At 40.6% G+C, this 19,178-nt stretch carries 21 protein-coding genes and 1 riboswitch; of the genes, 1 reads left to right on the top strand and 20 read right to left on the bottom strand.

Annotation, left to right across the window (positions count from 1 at the left end; translation table 11 throughout):
* Positions 1-62 precede the first annotated feature (62 nt).
* The 10 genes from folD to BBI08_RS07705 form a co-directional block, all read right to left on the bottom strand.
* On the bottom strand, positions 63-929 hold the full coding sequence (gene folD / locus BBI08_RS07750; RefSeq protein ID WP_065527932.1) for a bifunctional methylenetetrahydrofolate dehydrogenase/methenyltetrahydrofolate cyclohydrolase FolD: 867 nt from the start codon (positions 927-929) through the stop codon (positions 63-65).
* A 14-nt stretch (positions 930-943) separates the two neighbouring features.
* Positions 944-1,333, bottom strand: coding sequence for a transcription antitermination factor NusB (nusB, locus tag BBI08_RS07745; RefSeq protein ID WP_008499054.1), 390 nt, complete (start codon positions 1,331-1,333; stop codon positions 944-946).
* A gap of 204 nt (positions 1,334-1,537) precedes the next feature.
* The gene (locus tag BBI08_RS07740) at positions 1,538-1,933 is read right to left on the bottom strand and encodes an Asp23/Gls24 family envelope stress response protein (RefSeq protein WP_008499053.1); all 396 of its coding nucleotides are present in this window, start codon (positions 1,931-1,933) and stop codon (positions 1,538-1,540) included.
* Positions 1,934-1,948: 15 nt separating this feature from the next.
* Positions 1,949-3,298 (bottom strand): acetyl-CoA carboxylase biotin carboxylase subunit, encoded by a 1,350-nt coding sequence (gene accC / locus BBI08_RS07735; RefSeq protein ID WP_040851307.1) that lies wholly within the window; start codon positions 3,296-3,298, stop codon positions 1,949-1,951.
* Between the two features lie 26 nt (positions 3,299-3,324).
* Entirely contained in the window at positions 3,325-3,828 is a 504-nt protein-coding gene (gene accB / locus BBI08_RS07730) for an acetyl-CoA carboxylase biotin carboxyl carrier protein (RefSeq protein ID WP_040851304.1), read from the bottom strand.
* A 124-nt stretch (positions 3,829-3,952) separates the two neighbouring features.
* On the bottom strand, positions 3,953-4,513 hold the full coding sequence (gene efp / locus BBI08_RS07725) for an elongation factor P (protein ID WP_065527931.1): 561 nt from the start codon (positions 4,511-4,513) through the stop codon (positions 3,953-3,955).
* A gap of 18 nt (positions 4,514-4,531) precedes the next feature.
* A complete protein-coding gene (locus BBI08_RS07720; RefSeq protein WP_413783017.1) occupies positions 4,532-5,563 on the bottom strand; it encodes a M24 family metallopeptidase in 1,032 nt (343 codons plus the stop codon).
* A 32-nt stretch (positions 5,564-5,595) separates the two neighbouring features.
* Positions 5,596-6,036, bottom strand: a complete 441-nt coding sequence (gene aroQ, locus BBI08_RS07715; RefSeq protein ID WP_008499049.1) for a type II 3-dehydroquinate dehydratase — start codon at positions 6,034-6,036, stop codon at positions 5,596-5,598.
* 136 nt (positions 6,037-6,172) lie between these two features.
* Positions 6,173-8,734 (bottom strand): vitamin B12-dependent ribonucleotide reductase, encoded by a 2,562-nt coding sequence (locus BBI08_RS07710; RefSeq protein ID WP_008499048.1) that lies wholly within the window; start codon positions 8,732-8,734, stop codon positions 6,173-6,175.
* Positions 8,735-8,920: 186 nt separating this feature from the next.
* Positions 8,921-9,700, bottom strand: a complete 780-nt coding sequence (locus BBI08_RS07705) for a lipoate--protein ligase family protein (protein ID WP_065528541.1) — start codon at positions 9,698-9,700, stop codon at positions 8,921-8,923.
* Positions 9,701-9,856: 156 nt separating this feature from the next.
* Between BBI08_RS07705 and BBI08_RS07700 the strand changes: the two genes are divergently transcribed.
* Positions 9,857-10,240, top strand: a complete 384-nt coding sequence (locus BBI08_RS07700) for a rhodanese-like domain-containing protein (RefSeq protein WP_008499047.1) — start codon at positions 9,857-9,859, stop codon at positions 10,238-10,240.
* A gap of 155 nt (positions 10,241-10,395) precedes the next feature.
* Here BBI08_RS07700 and gcvPB read toward each other — a convergent pair whose 3' ends face one another.
* From gcvPB to comGA, 10 genes are all read right to left on the bottom strand, one after another.
* Positions 10,396-11,859 carry an aminomethyl-transferring glycine dehydrogenase subunit GcvPB gene (gene gcvPB / locus BBI08_RS07695; RefSeq protein ID WP_008499046.1) on the bottom strand — a complete coding sequence of 488 codons (1,464 nt, stop codon included), beginning with the start codon at positions 11,857-11,859 and terminating at the stop codon, positions 10,396-10,398.
* A complete protein-coding gene (gene gcvPA, locus BBI08_RS07690) occupies positions 11,852-13,219 on the bottom strand; it encodes an aminomethyl-transferring glycine dehydrogenase subunit GcvPA (RefSeq protein WP_065527930.1) in 1,368 nt (455 codons plus the stop codon). Before gcvPA ends, gcvPB begins: the two co-directional genes overlap by 8 nt.
* Positions 13,220-13,246: 27 nt before the next feature.
* The gene (gcvT, locus tag BBI08_RS07685; RefSeq protein WP_008499045.1) at positions 13,247-14,347 is read right to left on the bottom strand and encodes a glycine cleavage system aminomethyltransferase GcvT; all 1,101 of its coding nucleotides are present in this window, start codon (positions 14,345-14,347) and stop codon (positions 13,247-13,249) included.
* A gap of 172 nt (positions 14,348-14,519) precedes the next feature.
* Positions 14,520-14,611: riboswitch (glycine riboswitch) on the bottom strand.
* A 127-nt stretch (positions 14,612-14,738) separates the two neighbouring features.
* Positions 14,739-15,266: a shikimate kinase gene (locus BBI08_RS07680; RefSeq protein WP_039862982.1), complete on the bottom strand. Its 528-nt coding sequence runs from the start codon at positions 15,264-15,266 to the stop codon at positions 14,739-14,741.
* Positions 15,267-15,465: 199 nt separating this feature from the next.
* Positions 15,466-15,909, bottom strand: a complete 444-nt coding sequence (gene comGF / locus BBI08_RS07670; protein WP_065527929.1) for a competence type IV pilus minor pilin ComGF — start codon at positions 15,907-15,909, stop codon at positions 15,466-15,468.
* A complete protein-coding gene (locus tag BBI08_RS07665) occupies positions 15,897-16,145 on the bottom strand; it encodes a hypothetical protein (protein WP_065527928.1) in 249 nt (82 codons plus the stop codon). Before BBI08_RS07665 ends, comGF begins: the two co-directional genes overlap by 13 nt.
* 40 nt (positions 16,146-16,185) lie before the next feature.
* Complete coding sequence (gene comGD / locus BBI08_RS07660) at positions 16,186-16,638, bottom strand: competence type IV pilus minor pilin ComGD (RefSeq protein ID WP_082226479.1); 453 nt, start codon at positions 16,636-16,638, stop codon at positions 16,186-16,188.
* Positions 16,610-16,924 carry a competence type IV pilus major pilin ComGC gene (comGC, locus tag BBI08_RS07655; RefSeq protein ID WP_065527927.1) on the bottom strand — a complete coding sequence of 105 codons (315 nt, stop codon included), beginning with the start codon at positions 16,922-16,924 and terminating at the stop codon, positions 16,610-16,612. Before comGC ends, comGD begins: the two co-directional genes overlap by 29 nt.
* 11 nt (positions 16,925-16,935) lie before the next feature.
* Positions 16,936-17,961 (bottom strand): competence type IV pilus assembly protein ComGB, encoded by a 1,026-nt coding sequence (gene comGB, locus BBI08_RS07650; RefSeq protein ID WP_237146582.1) that lies wholly within the window; start codon positions 17,959-17,961, stop codon positions 16,936-16,938.
* Positions 17,933-18,976 carry a competence type IV pilus ATPase ComGA gene (gene comGA, locus BBI08_RS07645; RefSeq protein WP_040851255.1) on the bottom strand — a complete coding sequence of 348 codons (1,044 nt, stop codon included), beginning with the start codon at positions 18,974-18,976 and terminating at the stop codon, positions 17,933-17,935. The genes comGB and comGA overlap by 29 nt, the downstream gene beginning before the upstream one ends.
* Positions 18,977-19,178: the final 202 nt, after the last annotated feature.

The raw sequence follows: 19,178 nt of genomic DNA, 5'->3' as shown, positions 1-19,178 counted from the left end.
TGTGAATTTAAAAAGCTGTTTTTCGGATGAAAAACAGCCCCATTGCTATTTATTTTACATACTTATTGTTGTTTTGTCTTTACAGACCCTTTTTCAGCTGATTGTAATGTATTCCCCATTAGCATCGCAATCGTCATAGGTCCTACGCCGCCAGGTACAGGGGTAACAAAACTAGCCGTTTCTTGAACATCTTGAAAGTCTACATCGCCACATAATTTACCATTTTCATCACGGTTCATCCCCACATCAATAATAACTGCACCTGGTTTGATGAACGTGTGATCGATAAATTTGGCACGCCCAACAGCAGCTATTAAAATATCCGCTTGCTTTGTAAATTCCGCCAAATCTTTCGTTTTTGAATGGCAATACGTCACAGTTGCGTCTTTTTGAAGTAGTAATTGTCCGATTGGCTTGCCAACAATATTGCTGCGACCAATGACTACAGCGTGTTTGCCAGCTGGGTCGATGTTGTAATGAGCGAGTAACTCCATAATGCCATGCGGTGTACAAGGTAAAAAGGCTTCTTTGCCAATCATCATGTTACCGACTGAAATCGGATGGAACCCATCTACATCTTTTTCAGGGCTTATGGCTGAAATCACTTTAAACTCATCAATTTGTTTGGGTAAAGGCAATTGAACAAGAATTCCATGTATATTGGAATCATTATTCAATTCATCTATTTTTGAAAGCAACTCTTGCTCAGTCAATGTATCCGGAAATTGATGTAAATCTGAACGCATACCAAGGGCTTCGCATGTTTTTTTCTTGTTTTTTACATATGTAAGAGAGGCGGAGTTTTCTCCAACCAACACAACGGCAAGTCCTGGGATGATTCCTTGCTTCGCCAATTTTTCCACTCGTTGTTGTACTTGAATTTTAATTTTTTGGCTTACCGCTTTTCCATCAATCAATTTTGCAGTCATGTTTACTCCTCCAATTAATTTGCTGTTTCGTCTGTAAACTTCGATAAAACGCCGTTAACAAATCGGCTAGACTTGTCGTCTCCGAATGTTTTACACAATTCAATTGCTTCATTCATCACGACGCGTGCTGGTGCGTCTTCCATATATTCTAGTTCAAAGATCGCCATGCGAAGAATTGTACGCTCGATTTTAGGCAAACGTTCAATCGACCAGTTTTCAAGATGGCCAACCAATTTTTCATCAATGGTTGCCATATTTGTATAAGTGCCTTGAACCAATAAATCGTAAAAATTATCATTTTCTCCAGCCATCACATGATCCATTGCTTCATTGATGGTTAATTCAGTGCCTTCTAATTGAAATAAGGTCTGAAGCGCTTTTTCGCGTGCTTCGTGTCGTTTCATAAGTTATCCGGTCTCCTTTTCACAGCTAGTTACCCCTCATTATACAGGTATTCCGGTAGAACTTCCATGTTTGAAATGTTCGGTCAATAAGCCGAATGTCTCCAAAAGCCTCGTCTAGCTACAGGAATATTTTGGGGTTTGCAACAAAAACAAAGAGAAGGCTGCCCCAGAGCCTCTAAAAGGACTCCGGGACAGCCTTACTGCCTATTCTGCTGCTTGGGACTCGAAATGAACGCCCGTAATATGAACGTTTACTTCTTGAGTTTGAAGTGACGTCATATTTTCAAGCGTTTGACGAACCTGCTCTTGTATTTTTAAAGCGGTTTTAGGAATTGACACACCATAATCGATGACACAATAAACATCAATCGCCAATCCTTCTTCCGACAATTCGGTTTTAATGCCTTTGCCGTGAACTTTTTTTCCTAAGCGTTCTACCACACCCGAAGCAAAGTTTCCACGCATGCTCGCAACTCCTTCAATATCTGTCGCAGCAATACTTGCAATAATTTCTAACACTTCTGGAGCGACTTCAATATTACCTAAGTCTTGCGCTCCGTGTGATTTCATGCGTAAATAAGGTGCTGTTTTTTCTGCCATTTAAAAAGTTCCTCCTTAAGATCCCAAAACGTCGTATTTCTCGAGGAATTTCGTATTGAAATCTCCTGATTTAAATACTTCATGATCCATCAATTTTGAATGGAATGGAATCGTCGTAAACACGCCTTCAATAACAAATTCATTTAATGCGCGTTTCATTTTAGCTACTGCTTCTTCGCGTGTATCTGCAAATGTAATCAGTTTCGCTACCATCGAATCGTAATACGGTGGAATCGTGTAACCCGAATACATAGCAGAATCGATTCTCACACCCATACCACCTGGAGGCAAGTACATTTCGACTTTACCTGCTGATGGCATAAAGTTTTTAGCTGGGTTTTCCGCATTAATACGGCATTCAATTGACCAGCCTTTGAATGTTACATCTTCTTGTTTATAAGCTAGTGTCTCACCAGAAGCCACTTTTAATTGCTGTTGGATCAAATCTATTCCAGTAATCATTTCTGTTACAGGGTGTTCCACTTGGATGCGTGTGTTCATTTCCATAAAGTAGAATTTTTGGTTGACGGCATCAAAAATAAATTCTACAGTTCCTGCCCCGCGGTAGTTAACAGCTAGTGCAGCTTTTACTGCAGCATCGCCCATTTCTGCGCGCAACTCTGGTGACAATGCCGGTGAAGGCGCTTCCTCTACCAGCTTTTGCATACGACGCTGAATTGAGCAATCACGCTCACCTAAATGAATCGCATTGCCATGAGAATCAGCAAGTACTTGGATTTCGATGTGGCGGAAATCTTCGATAAACTTCTCGATATAAACTCCAGGATTACCAAAAGCAGCTGCAGCTTCTTTTTGTGTCATTTTTAAACCCGTTACAAATTCTTCACGAGTACGTGCTACACGGATTCCTTTACCGCCACCGCCTGCTGTCGCTTTAATAATAACAGGGAAGCCAATTTCATCTGCAATACGTAAGCCGTCTTCTTCACTTGCTACGATACCTGTAGAACCTGGTACGACCGGAACGCCTGCTTTACGCATCGTTTCACGTGCCACGTCTTTAGTTCCCATACGCGAAATGGCGTCTGCAGTTGGACCGATAAACATAATATCGCATGCTTCGCAAAGTTCAGCGAAACTCGCGTTTTCAGCTAAGAATCCGTAACCTGGATGGATGCCATCACAATTTGTCAGTTTAGCAACTGACATGATATTAGAAAAATTTAAATAGCTGTCTTTCGATAATTTCGGACCGATGCAATACGCTTCATCTGCAAGTTCTACATGAAGTGCTTCTTTATCAGCTTCTGAGTATACAGCAACCGTTTCGATATCCATTTCTTTACAAGCACGGATAATCCGAACTGCGATTTCTCCACGGTTTGCAATCAATACTTTTTTCATCGTTTTCATCGCTATCTCCCCTTTCCTCAGTTTGCTTTCACGAGGAATAAAGGCTGGCCGTATTCGACAAGCTGACCATCTTTTACAAGGATCTCAGCAATTTCCCCATCTACTTCTGCTTCGATTTCGTTAAATAATTTCATAGCTTCAACGATGCACACAACGTGATCCGCAGAAACTTTTGTTCCTACTTGTACGTATGGTGCTTCATCAGGTGATGGAGACTCATAAAATGTCCCAACCATTGGCGAAAGAATTTTATGATAATCCGTATTATTATCAGTCGATACTTCTAGACCTTCAGATGACACTAAAGTTTCTACTTGTGGTTCTTTTGCCGGTGCTGGCGCGTTAGTTTCTACAGTTTTCTGAGCTTGAGGTGCTTGGTCAGTTGAAGTACTCGTTTGCTGAATTTGACCTGAACCATTTTTCTTCATTTTAACTTTAACGCCTTCAAACTCGTAAGAGAATTCGTCAATAGATGACCCATCTACTAATTTGATGATTTCACGGATTTCTTGGATTTTCATATTCATCATACTCCCCTAATATGTATTTAAATGATTTCTATACCATTTTAGACTTTTTCAGTCTATTTTGAAATAGCTAAACTGACTTTTTAAAAAAAGGCCTCTAATAGAAGAGGCCTTTTTATTATTGAGCTCTAGAAACGTAAGAAGAATCGGTCGTGTTAACGATCAATTTATCGCCTTCGTTAATGAAGAATGGCACTTGAACAGATAATCCCGTTGATAACTTCGCTGGTTTAGAACCGCCGCTTGCTGTATCGCCTTTAATACCTGGATCCGTTTCAACTACTTCTAAAACGACCGTATTTGGCAATTCAACGCCTAGTACTTCTCCTTGGAACTGGATTACTTGTACTTCCATATTTTCCTGTAGAAACTTCAATTCATATTCAATATTTTTTTCTGGCAACTCGATTTGATCGTAAGTTTCCATGTCCATAAATGCGTGCATATCGCCATTGGCATACAAGTACTGCATTTTAGAGTTGTCAATTTGTGCTTTCGCAACTTTTTCACCTGCACGGAATGTCTTTTCAGTGACACTTCCTGTACGAAGATTACGAAGTTTTGAGCGCACGAATGCAGCTCCTTTACCTGGTTTTACGTGTTGGAATTCCATTACGCGCCAAATTCCGCCGTCTACTTCAATTGTGACACCTGTCTTAAAATCGTTTACTGAAATCATTATAGTTCCTCCGTTTGTTTATAAAATGCGAAGCTCTTTTGTGGAGTTAGTCAACCGTTCATTTCCTGACTCGGTTATCAGTATATCATCTTCGATGCGGACTCCGCCAATTCCCTGCAGATAAATTCCTGGTTCTACCGTCACAGCCATACCGGGTTCTAAAATTGTCTGTGATTTAGAAGATAACCCTGGGCTTTCATGGACTTCCAAACCAATACCATGCCCTGTTGAATGACCAAATGCTTCACCGTAGCCTTTAGATTTAATATAATCTCGTGCAATGGCGTCTGCTTCAATGCCGCTCATTCCCGGACCAATTTTCTCTACGCCTAATTCTTGCGCCTTTAATACAATATCATAAATTTCTTTCATTTGCTCTGACGGTTCGCCAACTGCGACCGTACGAGTAATGTCTGAAATATAGCCATTATATAAAGCACCGAAATCCAGTGTAATCATGTCGCCTTTTTCAATGACTTTATCTGTTGCCACACCATGAGGCAATGCTGAACGAAGTCCAGATGCAACAATAATATCAAAACTAGATGACGTCGCTCCTTGTTTTCTCATGAAAAATTCAAGCTCATTAGACACTTCAAGTTCTGTTAATCCAGGACGAATAAAACCACAAATATATTCGAATGCATCATCTGCAATTTTTGCGGCAGCTTTTAACACAGCCACTTCTTCTGCTGTTTTGACCATGCGGATTTTTTCAATTAAATTACTAATCGGTTCTAATTCGCATTCTAATTTTTCTCTATACTGCTCAGCAGAAGCATACGTCATATAATCTTGTTCAAAAGCAAGCGTATCAATATCCATAGATTTGACCGTCTTCACTACTTCATCCATTAGATTTTTTTCTGCTTGAATGACATCAAATTCTTTCACTTGCTCTCCTGCTTGCTCTGTATAACGGAAATCTGTAATAAAAACGGCTTGTTGTTGTGTAACAAGTGCTAAACCAGCCGTCCCCGTAAATTCAGTAATGTAACGCAAATTATAAGGACTAGTAACCAGTACAGCTTCTACTTCGCGTTGTTTCATTTCATCGCGTAATTTTTGAAGTTTCAATGTATTCAACCTCTCTCTTGTTTTAAAATCAGCGCTTGAAGCGCCAGTTTGTAGACATCTTGACCAAAACCAACAATTTGCCCGATGGTCACCGGAGAAATATATGAATGGTGTCGGAATTCTTCTCTTTTATGAACATTCGATATATGTACTTCGATTACAGGCACTTCGATCGCCGCAATCGCATCACGTATTGCGATGCTCGTATGTGTATAAGCACCGGCATTTAACACAATTCCTGATAAGCCTTCATCGCCTGCTCCATGAATCCAGTCTATCAATTCGCCTTCATGGTTCGACTGCCGGCAAATCAATTCGATATGATGATGATAGGAAAATTCCACAAGATCTTGCTCTAACTCTTCTAATGTAAACGTTCCATACGCTTCTTTTTCCCGTTTGCCCAAACGGTTTAAATTGGGGCCGTTCAAGACCAGCACACGCATTCAACTTTCCCCTTCCCCTTATACATTCTTCATTATTTTAACATATCGGAACAATCGAGCAACTATTTATAAAAGCGCTTACGTTCAAAGAAAATAAAAAAAGCGCGATGACTAATTAGTCATCGCACTCGTTATATTACAATCCACATTTTAATTGAGCGTTGCAATTCGTACATGTATTGCAGCCACCCATTTCTTCAACAGTTCCTTTTCGGCAAACTGGGCAAGTATCGCCCACTTCAGAACCGATCGTCACATTCGTTGAACGAAGATCTTGGATGGTGTCGATCAAAACAATCGGACGCTTTCCTGTATCTTCTTGTTGTTGTTCTTCTTCTTCGAAGTTATTGTCTTCAGCTTTTAAAGTTAGAACTTGAGAATCACGGCTGCCATCGACATAAACCGTACCACCTTTTGCTCCACCTTTATACAAACGCTCATACACGCCTTCGACTTGTTCAACAGTATAGCCGCGAGGTGCGTTTACCGTTTTCGAAATCGACGAATCAATCCATCGTTGAATGATGCATTGAACATCTGCATGCGCTTCTGGCGCTAAGTCCATCGACGTCACAAATGCTTTTGGTAGATTTTCTTCGTCTGCTCCAGGATTGTTCTTCACGTATTCACTGACAATATCAGCTTTAACCTCGATAAATTTACCAAGGCGGCCGCTACGGTAGTATGTGAATGAATAATAAGGCTCAAGTCCTGTCGAAACACCCACCATTGTACCGGTAGATCCTGTTGGTGCTACTGTTAATAGATGCGAGTTACGGATTCCTTTTTCAAGAACCGCTTCGCGGATATGTTCAGGCATTCCTTGCATAAATCCAGTGTTAGTAAACGCTTTGCGAAGTGCTGCAGTTTCTTCATCAGAATTCCCAACTAGGAAAGGGAAGCTGCCACGTTCTGCTGCTAAATCAGTCGAAACTTCATAGGCTGCAGTGGCAATCGTTTTGAAGATTTCATCTACAAGTTCGTTGCCTTCTGGTGAACCATATTCCTTGTCACAGTAAATAAGTAAATCTGCTAATCCCATAACCCCAAGACCTACACGGCGTTCGCCGAGTGCTTGAACTTGGTTTTCTTCAAGGAAATACGGTGTTGCATCAATGACGTTGTCTTGCATGCGAACGCCCACACGAACTGTCTCTTTCAAGCTTTCAAAATCGACTGTTTTTGTTTTTGGATCCGCAAATTGTGCCAAGTTGACCGCTGCCAAGTTGCAAACTGAATAAGGAGCTAACGGTTGTTCGCCACATGGGTTTGTTGCAACAACTTTTTGACCATATGCTGCCGCATTTGTTTTTTCATTGGCGTTATCAATAAAGAAAATGCCCGGTTCAGCTGAATACGTCGCGCAAATATTGATCAAGTTCCATAGCTCACGCGCTTTCATCGTGCGATAAACTCGGACGCCGTGGCCCATACGCTCCCATTCACGAACATCGCCGACTTCTTGCCATTTTTCATTGTAAACAGCCATTTCTTCTTTTGAATAAGATTCAACTGCTGGGAAACGCAACTCGAAATCAGCATCGTTTTCAACTGCTGTCATGAAATCGCTTGTTAAGGTTACAGAAATATTAGCCCCTGTTAAAAATTCTTCGTTATGAACAGAATACGTACCGCCGTCACGTAATTTCGTGTCAGCATCGCGCATAATTTTCTCGTTAAATCCGCCCATACCTGGAATTGTTCGGTAGTTTAAGATACCTTGATACATTGCTTCTTCTTGAGCTGACAACGCTTTGAACTTCAATTTGTCGTGAGCCAATTTTTTGATCGTCTCATCTTGCGTGTTTTCAATCAAATAACGCAAAATACGTGGATTCTGCATTTTTGAAATGATGAATTCCGCAATATCTGGATGCCAGTCTGCAAGCATGATCATTTGAGCACCGCGTCGTGAACCACCTTGTTCAACAAGATGCGTTAATTTCGCAATATCATCCAACCAAGATACCGATCCTGATGATTTGCCGTTAACTCCACGAGCTAGTGTATTACGCGGACGAAGTGTAGATCCGTTTGTTCCTACGCCGCCACCACGGCTCATGATTTCCATTACTTGTTTGCGGTGATCTGAAATACCTTCGCGCGAATCTGCTACGAACGGCATCACGTAACAGTTGAAATACGTTACATCTGTATCTGCTCCTGCTCCGTAAAGAACACGTCCAGCTGGAATGAACTTCAGTCCAACCAATTGCTGATAAAACTTCTCAAACCATTCTTGACGCTTTTCAGCTGTTGTTTCTACAGAAGCTAATCCTGTAGCATTGCGTTTCGCAATCTGCTCGTAGAACACTTCCATCGGCTTTTCAATCACGTCGATTGGGCGATTGACGATGCCTGCTTCTTGTTCTTGCGGATTGTCGATTGCACTTCTATAATCTTCCTCGATCCATACTTGAGCTTTGTTTGCTTGTGTATCAATTGACACAATATAGCCAAGGCCACGAGCTGGGAATTTCGGATCTTCTTTGACAGTTAAAACAACAAAATCGCCTGCTTTAAGTGTCTTTTTCTCTGTATCCTTAAAAGAATAGCGATCAATCATCACAAGGCGGGATACCCCTTTGTGCGTTATTTTCATATCTGGTGTAATTTCGTGCACTTGTGGAAACGTTTTGATATCTTCGTTTAGTGCTTGTGCGTTTAATGAATATTGGGATTGTGTGGCGGATACCATTTGACAATTCCTCCTTTATAATATATGGAGTCAGATACTATATATAGTATTACTTCGATTCCCATCATACTACATATTGAAACTTCTTTACAATAACAAGTTTCTGCTGAAAATTTCAAGTTCTTTCAAAAGCTTTATTTATCAAGGTTTTTAACGTGGAAGTTCGGAAAAATAAGACTAAAGACTCTACGCACGAAAGTTCCATTCAGAATTTGCATATTTTTTTTGTTCTAAAGCCTTGACTTCAGCAAGTTGTTGCTCCGTCAATACGTAGGGCTCTAATTCGATCGACAAGGCCTGTTCAAACCCTGCTTTAAATGCCACTACGCATTCTTCTGCAGTTGCAGGTTTTGCACGCAGCGAATTGATCGCGACTGCTTTTTCAGGAATTTTGACGCGCATGCGCTCTTTCGCTTCTTCGTTTTGGAATTTAAAAACCGACAAGAGCTTTTCAGCATCCAAGTCGATTAAAATAGCACCATGCTGTAAAATAACTCCTTTTTGGCGTGTTTGGGCACTGCCAGCCACTTTTTTACCTTCGACGACCATTTCATACCAACTAGGCGCATCAAAACATACGGCTGATTTTGGTTTTTTCAAGTCAGCCCGTTTGTCTTCAGTATCTGGTACCGAAAAATATGCTTCCAACCCCAAATTCTGAAACCCTTTTAACAAGCCTTCACTCAACACACGATATGCTTCTGTAACAGTTTCCGGCATATCCGGATAAGCTTCGCTAACAATGATGCTATATGTAAGTTCGTGCTCGTGAAGCACTCCTCGGCCACCTGTTGGTCGACGAACAAAACCAAGTCCTAATCGTTTCACAGCTTCCATATCAATTTCTTTTTCTACTTTTTGAAAATAACCGATTGAAAGGGCGGCAGGCTGCCAACCATAAAACCGAATAACAGGCGGAATAAGCCCTTGGCTATGCCAATTTAATAAAGCTTCATCGAGCGCCATATTGAATGATGGGGTACCTTTCCCTGAATTTATAAAAATCCATTTTGGATATTTCACAAGATCGCCTCCTATTTCCGATAATTAGTGTAACATTGGCATTGAATATCCGTCATCTCTTCTCTTATAATAAAAGAAGATGAGAAAGGGGCAAGATCATTGGAATTTTTGTACATTACGATCGCAGTACTATTGGCAATCATCATTTATGCGGTTATCTCATATTTCCGCATGAAAAAAGCTGTCACGAACTTGACACAAGAACAATTTATCGAGGGCTACCGCAAAGCGCAATTAATTGACGTACGCGAGCCAAAAGATTTTGCGGCAGGACATATTCTTGGAGCGCGTAATATTCCACAATCACAATTACGTCAGCGCTACAAAGAAATCCGTGAAGACAAACCGGTCTATTTATATGACCAAAACGGAGCACGCAGTGGGCGTGTTGCTATTTTCTTAAAGAAAAAAGGCTATAACCAATTGTTCCAACTGCAAGGCGGGTTCAAACAATGGACTGGTAAAATCAAATCTAAAAACTAAGCTTTAAAACCCTTCCACACATTGCTGGAAGGGTTTTTCTATCTTTGTGACATATATTATCCAAAAGAAATAATAGCCACTCAGAGGCGTTGCACGATGGTTTGTTTTCAAAAAAAGACGTGAAAGCCAAATTGGCCAACACGTCTTTATCGTTTCTATTCAGCTTTACGGTAACGAAGCACAGGTTGACGTGCTGCTTTTGTCTCATCCAAACGATTGATCACCGTCGTGTGTGGTGCGTTTTGAACGATCTCTGGATTTTCTTCTACTTCTTTCGCAATTTGAATCATCGCATCGATAAAAGCATCCAATGTTTCTTTTGATTCGGTTTCTGTTGGTTCGATCATCATGCCTTCTTCTACGTTTAATGGGAAGTAGATTGTTGGCGGATGGTAGCCAAAGTCAAGTAAGCGTTTCGCCATATCTAATGTACGGACGCCTAACTTCTTCTGACGACGACCACTTAATACGAATTCGTGCTTGCAATGACGGTCGTACGGCAAGTCGAAATGAGGTTGCAGTCTACGCATCATATAGTTAGCGTTTAACACTGCGTATTCTGTTACAGCTTTCAAGCCATCCGGCCCCATTGAACGAATGTACGTGTATGCACGGACATTAATTCCGAAGTTACCATAAAACGGTTTTACACGGCCAATCGATTCTGGACGGTCGTAGTCAAACGTATACGCCTCATCTTTTTTCACCAATACTGGCTTTGGCAAGTACGGCATTAAATCTTTTTTCACGCCAACTGGACCAGATCCTGGTCCACCGCCGCCGTGAGGTCCAGTGAACGTTTTGTGTAAGTTCAAGTGAACTACATCAAAGCCCATATCTCCAGGACGCGCTTTTGACATTACCGCGTTTAAGTTGGCACCATCATAATATAATTTCCCGCCAACTTCGTGAATAATCGCAGCCATTTCTAAAATCTGCTCTTCAAACAAGCCCAGTGTATTTGGATTTGTTAACATTAACGCCGCTGTGTCATCTCCAACAACGCGTTTTAAATCTTCTAAATCGACAAGTCCTTGGTCACTCGACTTAACAGTAACTGTTTCAAATCCAGCAACAGTTGCTGAAGCCGGGTTCGTTCCGTGTGCTGAATCGGGAACAATAACTTTCGTCCGTTTGAAATCCCCACGAGACTCGTGGTAAGCGCGAATCATCATTAAACCAGTCCATTCGCCGTGTGCGCCTGCAGCTGGTTGCAATGTCACTTCGTCCATACCTGTAATTTCTTTTAAATGCTCTTGCAAATCAAACATCAATTCAAGAGCTCCTTGAACTGTTTTTTCATCTTGTAACGGATGAATATTCGCAAATCCAGGGAACCGTGCAACAGATTCGTTGATTTTCGGATTGTATTTCATTGTGCACGAACCTAGTGGATAGAAACCTGAATCCACACCGTGGTTACGGTTAGATAGGGCTGTGTAATGACGCATTATGTCAAGTTCCGATACTTCAGGCAGTTCTGCTGCTTCTGTACGGATTAAATCAGTCGGCAATAGCTCGCTCAAGTCAACTTCTGGTACATCAAGTGTCGGCAAGCTGTAGCCGACGCGGCCTTCTTTCGTCAATTCAAAAATTAGCGCTTGGTTGTCCTTATGCATGAGTAGCCCCCACTTCCTGTTTTTTCGCAGCAATTTCCTGTACGAATGCATCGATTTCTTCTTTTGTGCGTTGTTCAGTAACCGCAACCAGCATATGATTTGGGAATTCATCATAGCTTAGTCCAAGGTCATAACCACCAATCATATCTTTTTCAAACAAACGATCGTTTAATTGCTTAACCGAATCTTTCGTTTTAACGACGATTTCATTGAAATGGGCTCCTTCAAAGACAATTTCAAATCCAGCTTTCTTCAATTGTTGTTTCATATAATGTGTTTTGACAATGTTTTGTTTCGCAATTTCTTGTGTACCGACTTTGCCAAGTGCTGTCATTGCAACAGATGCGGCTAATGCGTTTAATGCTTGGTTCGAACAAATATTCGATGTCGCTTTATCACGACGAATATGTTGTTCACGCGCTTGCAATGTTAATACAAAACCACGACGGCCTTCTTCATCCGTTGTTTCACCAACAAGACGACCTGGAACTTTACGCATTAGTTTTTTTGTTACTGCAAAATAACCACAGTGAGGTCCGCCGTATGCTTCAGGAATTCCGAAAGGCTGTGCATCTCCTACTGTAATATCTGCACCCAATTGACCTGGAGCAGTAAGCGCACCAAGTGATAATGGATTTGAAGAAACTGAAAGCAATGCGCCGGCTTCGTGAACAATCGGCTCAATTTCTTTTAAGTTTTCAACTTGCCCGAAAAAGTTTGGATACTGAATCATCACGGTAGCGACATTTTCATCCATCATTTCTTTTAACGCATTCAAGTCGGTATGACCATCTTTTAATGGAATTTCAACTACCTCAATCGACTGACCAAGTGCATAAGTACGAACAACATCGCGTGATTCCGGATGAACTGCGCGTGACACTAGAATTTTCTTACGTTTCGTGTGTCCTGCAGCCAGCATACCCGCTTCCGCAAGAGCTGTTCCACCGTCATACATAGAAGAGTTGGCAATATCCATGCCCGTCAATTCGCTAATCATTGTTTGAAATTCGAAAATTGCCTGTAATTCGCCTTGTGAAATTTCTGGCTGGTACGGTGTATACGCCGTATAAAACTCAGAGCGTGAGATAACGTGATCTACGATAATTGGTTTGTAGTGATCGTAAACACCAGCGCCTAAAAAGGAAGCATAGCGGTTTGTGTCCGCGTTTTTAGCTGCAATTTGCGCCAATTCTTTTGTTAATGAAGACTCTGATTTAGCCGCTTTAATGTTGTATTCGCCTTTAAAGCGAACTTTTTCCGGGATATCTGAAAACAATTCATCAATTGAATCGATACCAATTGTTTCCAGCATTTCTTTTTCGTCTTGAGTTGTCATTGGTAAATAGCGATGTTTCATCGAGTGCTGTCCCCTTTTCAAGTTAAATTAGTTGGATCGTTTATAAAATGGTGTTTCTACTGTTTTCGCTTTTAGTCGTTTATTGCGAATTTCAACTTCCAATTCGATTCCCAATTCAGCATATTCACTTGAAACTAACGCCAGCCCGATATTTTTCTTGAGCGTTGGCGATTGCGTACCCGTTGTTACTTCACCAATTTTTTGGTCACCCATATAAACAGGATAGCCATGACGCGGTATGCCTTTGTCGATCATTTCAATGCCTACTAATTTGCGCGGCACGCCTGCTTCTTTTTGAGCAGCCAATGCTTTTTTGCCGAGAAAATCTTGTTCTTTTTTCAATTTCACAACAAAATTGATGCCTGCTTCTAGCGGCGTGATGTCTTTCGACAGTTCTTGACCGTATAAAGCAAGACAAGCTTCAAAGCGCAACGTATCACGCGCGCCAAGACCTACCGGTAAAACACCTTCAGCTTCGCCTTCTGAGAGAATTTTTTCCCACAATGTGATTAATGATTCAGGAGCGGCATAAATTTCAAAGCCATTTTCCCCCGTATAACCTGTACGCGATAATATTACGTTTTGCCCTGCTACTTTTACGTCGTTTTTAAAACGGAAAGGTTTAATCGTTGAAAGATCTTCATCTGTTAAGCGCTGAAGTACCTTTTCAGATAATGGACCTTGAAACGCCAATAAGCCGTAGCGTTCAGACGCATTGTCTAATGAGACATCACCAGTTTTCGAAGCTTCCATCCATTTAAAATCTTTTTCAATATTGGATGCATTCACTACGAGTAAATAATGCTGGTCTGCTATTTTATAAACCAAAAGGTCGTCTACAGTGCCGCCATCTTCATAGCACATCGCTGTATACTGCGCTTGGCCATCTTGAATTTTGGATACATCATTTGTGACGAGATGCTGGAGGTAATCTAAACTGTCTGCTCCTGTAACGAAGATTTCACCCATATGCGATACATCAAAAAGTCCTGCTTTTGTTCTGACCGCTTCATGTTCTTCTTTAATGCTCGAAAATTGCACAGGCAGTTCCCAACCACCAAAATCAATTGTTTTGCCACCGTATTTTGAATACGTTTCAAAAAGAGGTGTACGATTTAACTGTGCCAATGATTTTCCTCCTCATTTTACAAATCTTTTCGGCCAGCTCCTAGAGACATCTGGGCACGAAAAAAGGACAGAGATTTCCCTTTAAAGGGAAATCTCTGTCCTGGAACCTGAAAGTTTACCAAAATGATGGCTTTCCTCTTTGGTAGCTGACATGCAGCATTCTCCAGAGATGCGTCCTGTACGAGTCTTTTTGCCTGAGAGATTCATAACTTTTGTTATTTGCTCCTTCGGCGACGCTTTCGCATTCTCTCCTCGTACAATCATCCGCCCAAATCAAGATTGATTGGTCCAATCCGTTATACAGAATAGTATAACTTTGAATATATCCTAACATTGTTCTCCAGAAAGCGCAATCTTTTTTCTGTAACAGGATAAAAAGCGAACGAATTGATTAATTAAAATCAAAACGTTCGCTTTTTAGACGATTCACTTGAAATGCCGCATATTGTGTAATTTGCCGTAAAGTACGGAATTCGGTACGAATCGTAATATGTGCCGTTTGTTTATAATCCCGGTAGCGTGCTTTATGCAACGCTTCAATTTCTTCACGAGTCGATTGACGGACAATCGGACGATTGGGATCCCGGTGAATCCTTCGCCAAATTTCCCGGAATGGTGCATCTAAAAACATCACCAAACCTGTATTTCTCATGATTTTCCGGTTTTCTTTCCGCATGGTAACACCACCACCTGTTGAGATGATGCAATAATCATTTTTAAAATTTTGCAAAAACTGCGTTTCTAAATCCCTAAAATATTTTTCGCCATGCTGCTCAAAAATTTCAGGTATCGTCTTCCCTGTCTGACGAACAATCTCTTTGTCCATGTCATAGAAGGGCAGTTTCAGCAGAAAACTTAACCTTCTGCCGACCGCGCTTTTTCCGCAGCCCATGAATCCAATCAAATATATTCTGTTCATCCTACCACCCGATACTTACCTCTACTCAGGTATTTATTTTTGCTCTATTTCTATCAGTAATAGTATCGTAGCATGTCTATGCGTATTTTCCAAACCATCATACGTTTTATATTGAATCGAATAAAGCATCAAAGAGTGGGATAGCATCAGGAGAGCGGACATAAAAAACACAATAGCGATCGGATAAATAGCACCTTTTTCATCCAGATGGTTTCGTAAAAACATATTCTGCCTCTTCTATATTACCTGTAGAAAATTTCGTTCGGATTGTCAATATATCGCCTTCTAACACAAAACTACATTTACTTACACGAGTTAACATCACTTCATGTCCTTTCCTACTTTTTTGCTTGCGCATCATATCTGTGTAAAGTTCGATGTCAATTTCTTCTCCTCTTTGAACAACACGAATCCCGCTTCCTCCATTTATGATTTCAACCGAGTCACTGCGATGCAAGTAGCTCTGCAAATCAATGACGAACAATTGCCACTCTGCCCGGTGAGGGTCTAAGTCTTGTTTAAAATTGATTGCAAAACTAAAAAACAAAACAATTAACGGCAGCAACGTCATTAACACCAGTAAATCAAAAATTGATGTCAAAAAAGAAAACCCTTTTTCATCTAACTTTCTTACTCGATGCATATACGACGCCGCTGTTCTTTATAATCTACATATTCAACACAAAGCTGCTCTTCCATTTTCCAACTATAGAATATATTATTGACCTGTCGCTGCCCTTGCAGCTTTCCAGTGGCACTTATTTCTCGTGCCGCTTCATGCAAAGTTTCAAATGCGCTAACTCGTTCTTTTTTTACTTGAAGGCTCTGTTGAATGCCGATCATCACCGGCAATAAACTGCCGAATAAAATAAATACCATACACAAACTCACCATCGTTTCTGCCCACGATATTCCTCGCTCATTCAGAAAACACCACTCTCCCTCCTCCGAGGTGAACAACTAAGGTTTTTTCACCACTCGTTGTCGAAAACCGGAAAGTACCCGACTCGACCACGGTACCGTTAGAATTAAAGTAAATTTCACTTAAGTTACTTGTTTTCTTCAATTGAACCGATTGCGGCAATTTACGGGAAACAGCAACCGACTGAATGTCTGTAAAGATTTCATACGTTCCTTTGCTTTCTCGAAATATTATTTTCGCTGTCTTGTTTAACGAATAACTTTGACTTTGCGCAAAATAAATATCTTGGTGGAGAACTTCAAAAAAACGCTGCTCTTCTTTTTGTACTGTGAAAGAACGATAGCCCGAAATTGAAATTGCAGAAATTGTTACTAGTACAGCAAGTACTAGCAACATTTCCAACAACGTAAATCCTTTTTCATTAAGGTTTTGCAGAACTAACGACTCCAACAGTAGAAATGGTCACTATATCTCCGTTTGGACAATTTGTTTCACCAGTTTTCAAATAGCCTTCATCCGTAAGATTTACCAAAGTAGGGACCGCTTTGTTATCCATTCGGTACGACTCTACTTGTCCTTGAACCATTTGCACAAAAGCTTTACAACCTTTGTCTTCTACTGCAGTCGACTGTTTTGTCACATTTGGTATTGCGATCGCAATTAAGACGGTAATAATTAGCATAACAATTAGCATTTCGATCAATGTAAATCCTTTTTGGTTTTTTAATAAGCGCATGTTCTTCCTCCTTAAATGGTATGGACTAAGTTATACATCGGCATTAAAATCGCTAAATATGCACCGACAATGCAAATAGCGATCATAATAAAAAAACTCGGTTGGATAATACGTAGCAATTGCTGCGTGTGTTGCTCAATTTGTTCCATTAATACTTCACTATAAAGAATGAGCTCTTTGCCTAAAAATCCCGTCATTTCACCATGTTGCACAAAAGCGGGCATGTCTTTAGAGACAAACGCAACATGTTCGAGCGACCTAGAAAAACTCTGTCCCATCATCAATTCTTCATGAGACACATGCGCCATAAACTGAATAATTTTATGATAATTTTGGCGTTGCAACAAATCGAGGGATTCTTGCATCGAAATGCCACTATGCAATAAAGTACCAAGTTCACGTGCAAGTAAATGCGACCAGTACAGTTTCATAAAGCGTCGAATGACCGGGATCGACAAGAGCCAAGTGATTTGTCGCTCGACTGCTTGTTGTTTTAATAGTTGACTGAATACGTACACTGACAAAGCGACACATGCAAAAAAAGCGATAAAAAAATCTGGCAAACTTAATAAATAAGCGGGCACACCCGAAGCTTCTTCTCCAGTTTGCATCGAATTCATCATTTCCGTTAAATTTGGCACATAGCTTGTACGAAAAAACAAAAATAAGATAGAGGTGAAAATTAATAAAGATACTGGGTAAATTAAAATATTTTTCAACTTTTTTTGTACGCGTTCTGTTCGCGCAAAACTTTTGCCAATGCTATCAATCGATTCTGCCAATCTTCCGTGAGATTCAGCAATTTCAACTGGAAATAACACATGCTCTTTAAACCCTAAAAATTTCAGTATTTCCGCTGCATTTCCTCCTTCTTTTAAAATAGTCGTTATGCCAACTAAAGATTCTTCTAGCTTAGAAGTATGCATTGGTAATAATAAATTCAACGCCACTGGCAACAAATACCCTTCTTTCATTAACACAGCTAAGCGTGTCAGAAATTGTTCGTGGTCACGAAGACGGATCTTGTCTAAACGCATAGGAAGGCTCAATCGCACCAATTTTCACTCCTTCCCGAACTTGACCAGCAAAGGACAAATGACTTGGCAATGTGTATATTTTTTTCTGTTGAGCTGACATTAACGCCTCTTCTAGCCGTTCACCGTCAAGAATTTCATAAAGCGCGCGGTGGCTAGGCTGTTTTTGTTCAACATCTAAAAACAGCGGAATAATTTTTTGCGCAGAAATGGCTACTAAGGTTTGGGACATGTCTTCAAAAGATACACCTAAATCATTTAAGCGATGCAAACAGCCAACAGAATGTCTAGCATGTATCGTAGAAAACACTAAATGTCCAGTCAATGCAGCACGCACAGCGATTTGAGCTGTTTCTGCATCACGGATTTCACCGATCATGATAATATCAGGATCGTGTCGCAAAATGGCTTTTAAGCCTGTTGAATAACTAAGTCCGGCTTTTTCATTTACTTGAATTTGTAAAATCGCTTGGTTTTTACGTTCTACAGGATCTTCAAGTGTAATAATGTTTCGATTTAGCTTTTCGGAACAATGCTTTAACAACGAATACAAAGTTGTTGATTTCCCACAACCGGTAGGACCCGTAAACAAAATGAGTCCTTGAGATGCTTCAGACAATTTTTCCAAAAGCCGAGCCGAGTCTCGAAACGCTGCCAATTGATAAATTGATTGTGCGGTATCATCAGGCATAATCCGGATGACCATGCTTTCTTTTGTTAATACTGAGGGCAAAGTTGAAATTCGAAAATAATGGGATAAGTTGTTGATGGTAAGCTGGAAAGAACCGGTTTGGGGTTTTCGCTTCTCACTCGTATCTAAAAGGGATAGGTATTTGAAATAAGCAATCATGCGATCACCTAGATCAAAGGGGAGTTGTTTAACTTGTCGCAAGTTTTGGAACGAGCGATAAGCAACGGTATAGCAGGATGGTTCGGGTTTGATGTGGATGTCTGTTGTGCCATTTTCTGCCGCATCATGCAAGAGGTCCACACAGCGGCGCTCAATAATTGATTGCATATCCACCTCCAGTTTTGACTTGAACAAAGGCCGCCTCTTTGTTCTCCCATAGTATAGCTAGCTCTTTTTGAAAAAGAAATAATTTTTGCCAAAATAATTTTTTGAACGTCAATATCAAGCCGAATCTCAAATTTGAAGGTTGCTATATTTTTCTTTGCCTAGAAGATTTTCAGTGAACTAGGGAATCCATTCAGCATTCTTT

The sequence above is a fragment of the Planococcus halocryophilus genome, from assembly GCF_001687585.2.
GTDB classification, from domain to species: Bacteria; Bacillota; Bacilli; order Bacillales_A; family Planococcaceae; genus Planococcus; species Planococcus halocryophilus.
The sequence above is the reverse complement of the archived record's forward strand: the minus strand, read 5'-3'. Positions and strand labels throughout refer to the sequence as shown.

Excerpts from the sequence above, each read along its gene's own strand:
- comGB (WP_237146582.1), bottom strand. The coding sequence starts at position 17,961 with ATGCGTTTAGACAAGATCCGTCTTCGTGACCACGAACAATTTCTGACA.
- efp (WP_065527931.1), bottom strand. The coding sequence starts at position 4,513 with ATGATTTCAGTAAACGATTTTAAGACAGGTGTCACAATTGAAGTAGAC.
- BBI08_RS07740 (WP_008499053.1), bottom strand. The coding sequence starts at position 1,933 with ATGGCAGAAAAAACAGCACCTTATTTACGCATGAAATCACACGGAGCG.
- accC (WP_040851307.1), bottom strand. The coding sequence starts at position 3,298 with ATGAAAAAAGTATTGATTGCAAACCGTGGAGAAATCGCAGTTCGGATT.
- BBI08_RS07720 (WP_413783017.1), bottom strand. The coding sequence starts at position 5,563 with ATGAAACAACGCGAAGTAGAAGCTGTACTGGTTACTAGTCCTTATAAT.
- comGF (WP_065527929.1), bottom strand. The coding sequence starts at position 15,909 with ATGCATCGAGTAAGAAAGTTAGATGAAAAAGGGTTTTCTTTTTTGACA.
- accB (WP_040851304.1), bottom strand. The coding sequence starts at position 3,828 with ATGAAAATCCAAGAAATCCGTGAAATCATCAAATTAGTAGATGGGTCA.
- BBI08_RS07710 (WP_008499048.1), bottom strand. The coding sequence starts at position 8,734 with ATGGTATCCGCCACACAATCCCAATATTCATTAAACGCACAAGCACTA.
- gcvPB (WP_008499046.1), bottom strand. The coding sequence starts at position 11,859 with ATGCATAAGGACAACCAAGCGCTAATTTTTGAATTGACGAAAGAAGGC.
- nusB (WP_008499054.1), bottom strand. The coding sequence starts at position 1,333 with ATGAAACGACACGAAGCACGCGAAAAAGCGCTTCAGACCTTATTTCAA.
- aroQ (WP_008499049.1), bottom strand. The coding sequence starts at position 6,036 with ATGCGTGTGCTGGTCTTGAACGGCCCCAATTTAAACCGTTTGGGCAAA.
- gcvPA (WP_065527930.1), bottom strand. The coding sequence starts at position 13,219 with ATGAAACATCGCTATTTACCAATGACAACTCAAGACGAAAAAGAAATG.
- comGC (WP_065527927.1), bottom strand. The coding sequence starts at position 16,924 with ATGCGCTTATTAAAAAACCAAAAAGGATTTACATTGATCGAAATGCTA.
- BBI08_RS07705 (WP_065528541.1), bottom strand. The coding sequence starts at position 9,700 with ATGGCGCTCGATGAAGCTTTATTAAATTGGCATAGCCAAGGGCTTATT.
- BBI08_RS07665 (WP_065527928.1), bottom strand. The coding sequence starts at position 16,145 with ATGGTATTTATTTTATTCGGCAGTTTATTGCCGGTGATGATCGGCATT.
- comGA (WP_040851255.1), bottom strand. The coding sequence starts at position 18,976 with ATGCAATCAATTATTGAGCGCCGCTGTGTGGACCTCTTGCATGATGCG.
- folD (WP_065527932.1), bottom strand. The coding sequence starts at position 929 with ATGACTGCAAAATTGATTGATGGAAAAGCGGTAAGCCAAAAAATTAAA.
- BBI08_RS07680 (WP_039862982.1), bottom strand. The coding sequence starts at position 15,266 with ATGAACAGAATATATTTGATTGGATTCATGGGCTGCGGAAAAAGCGCG.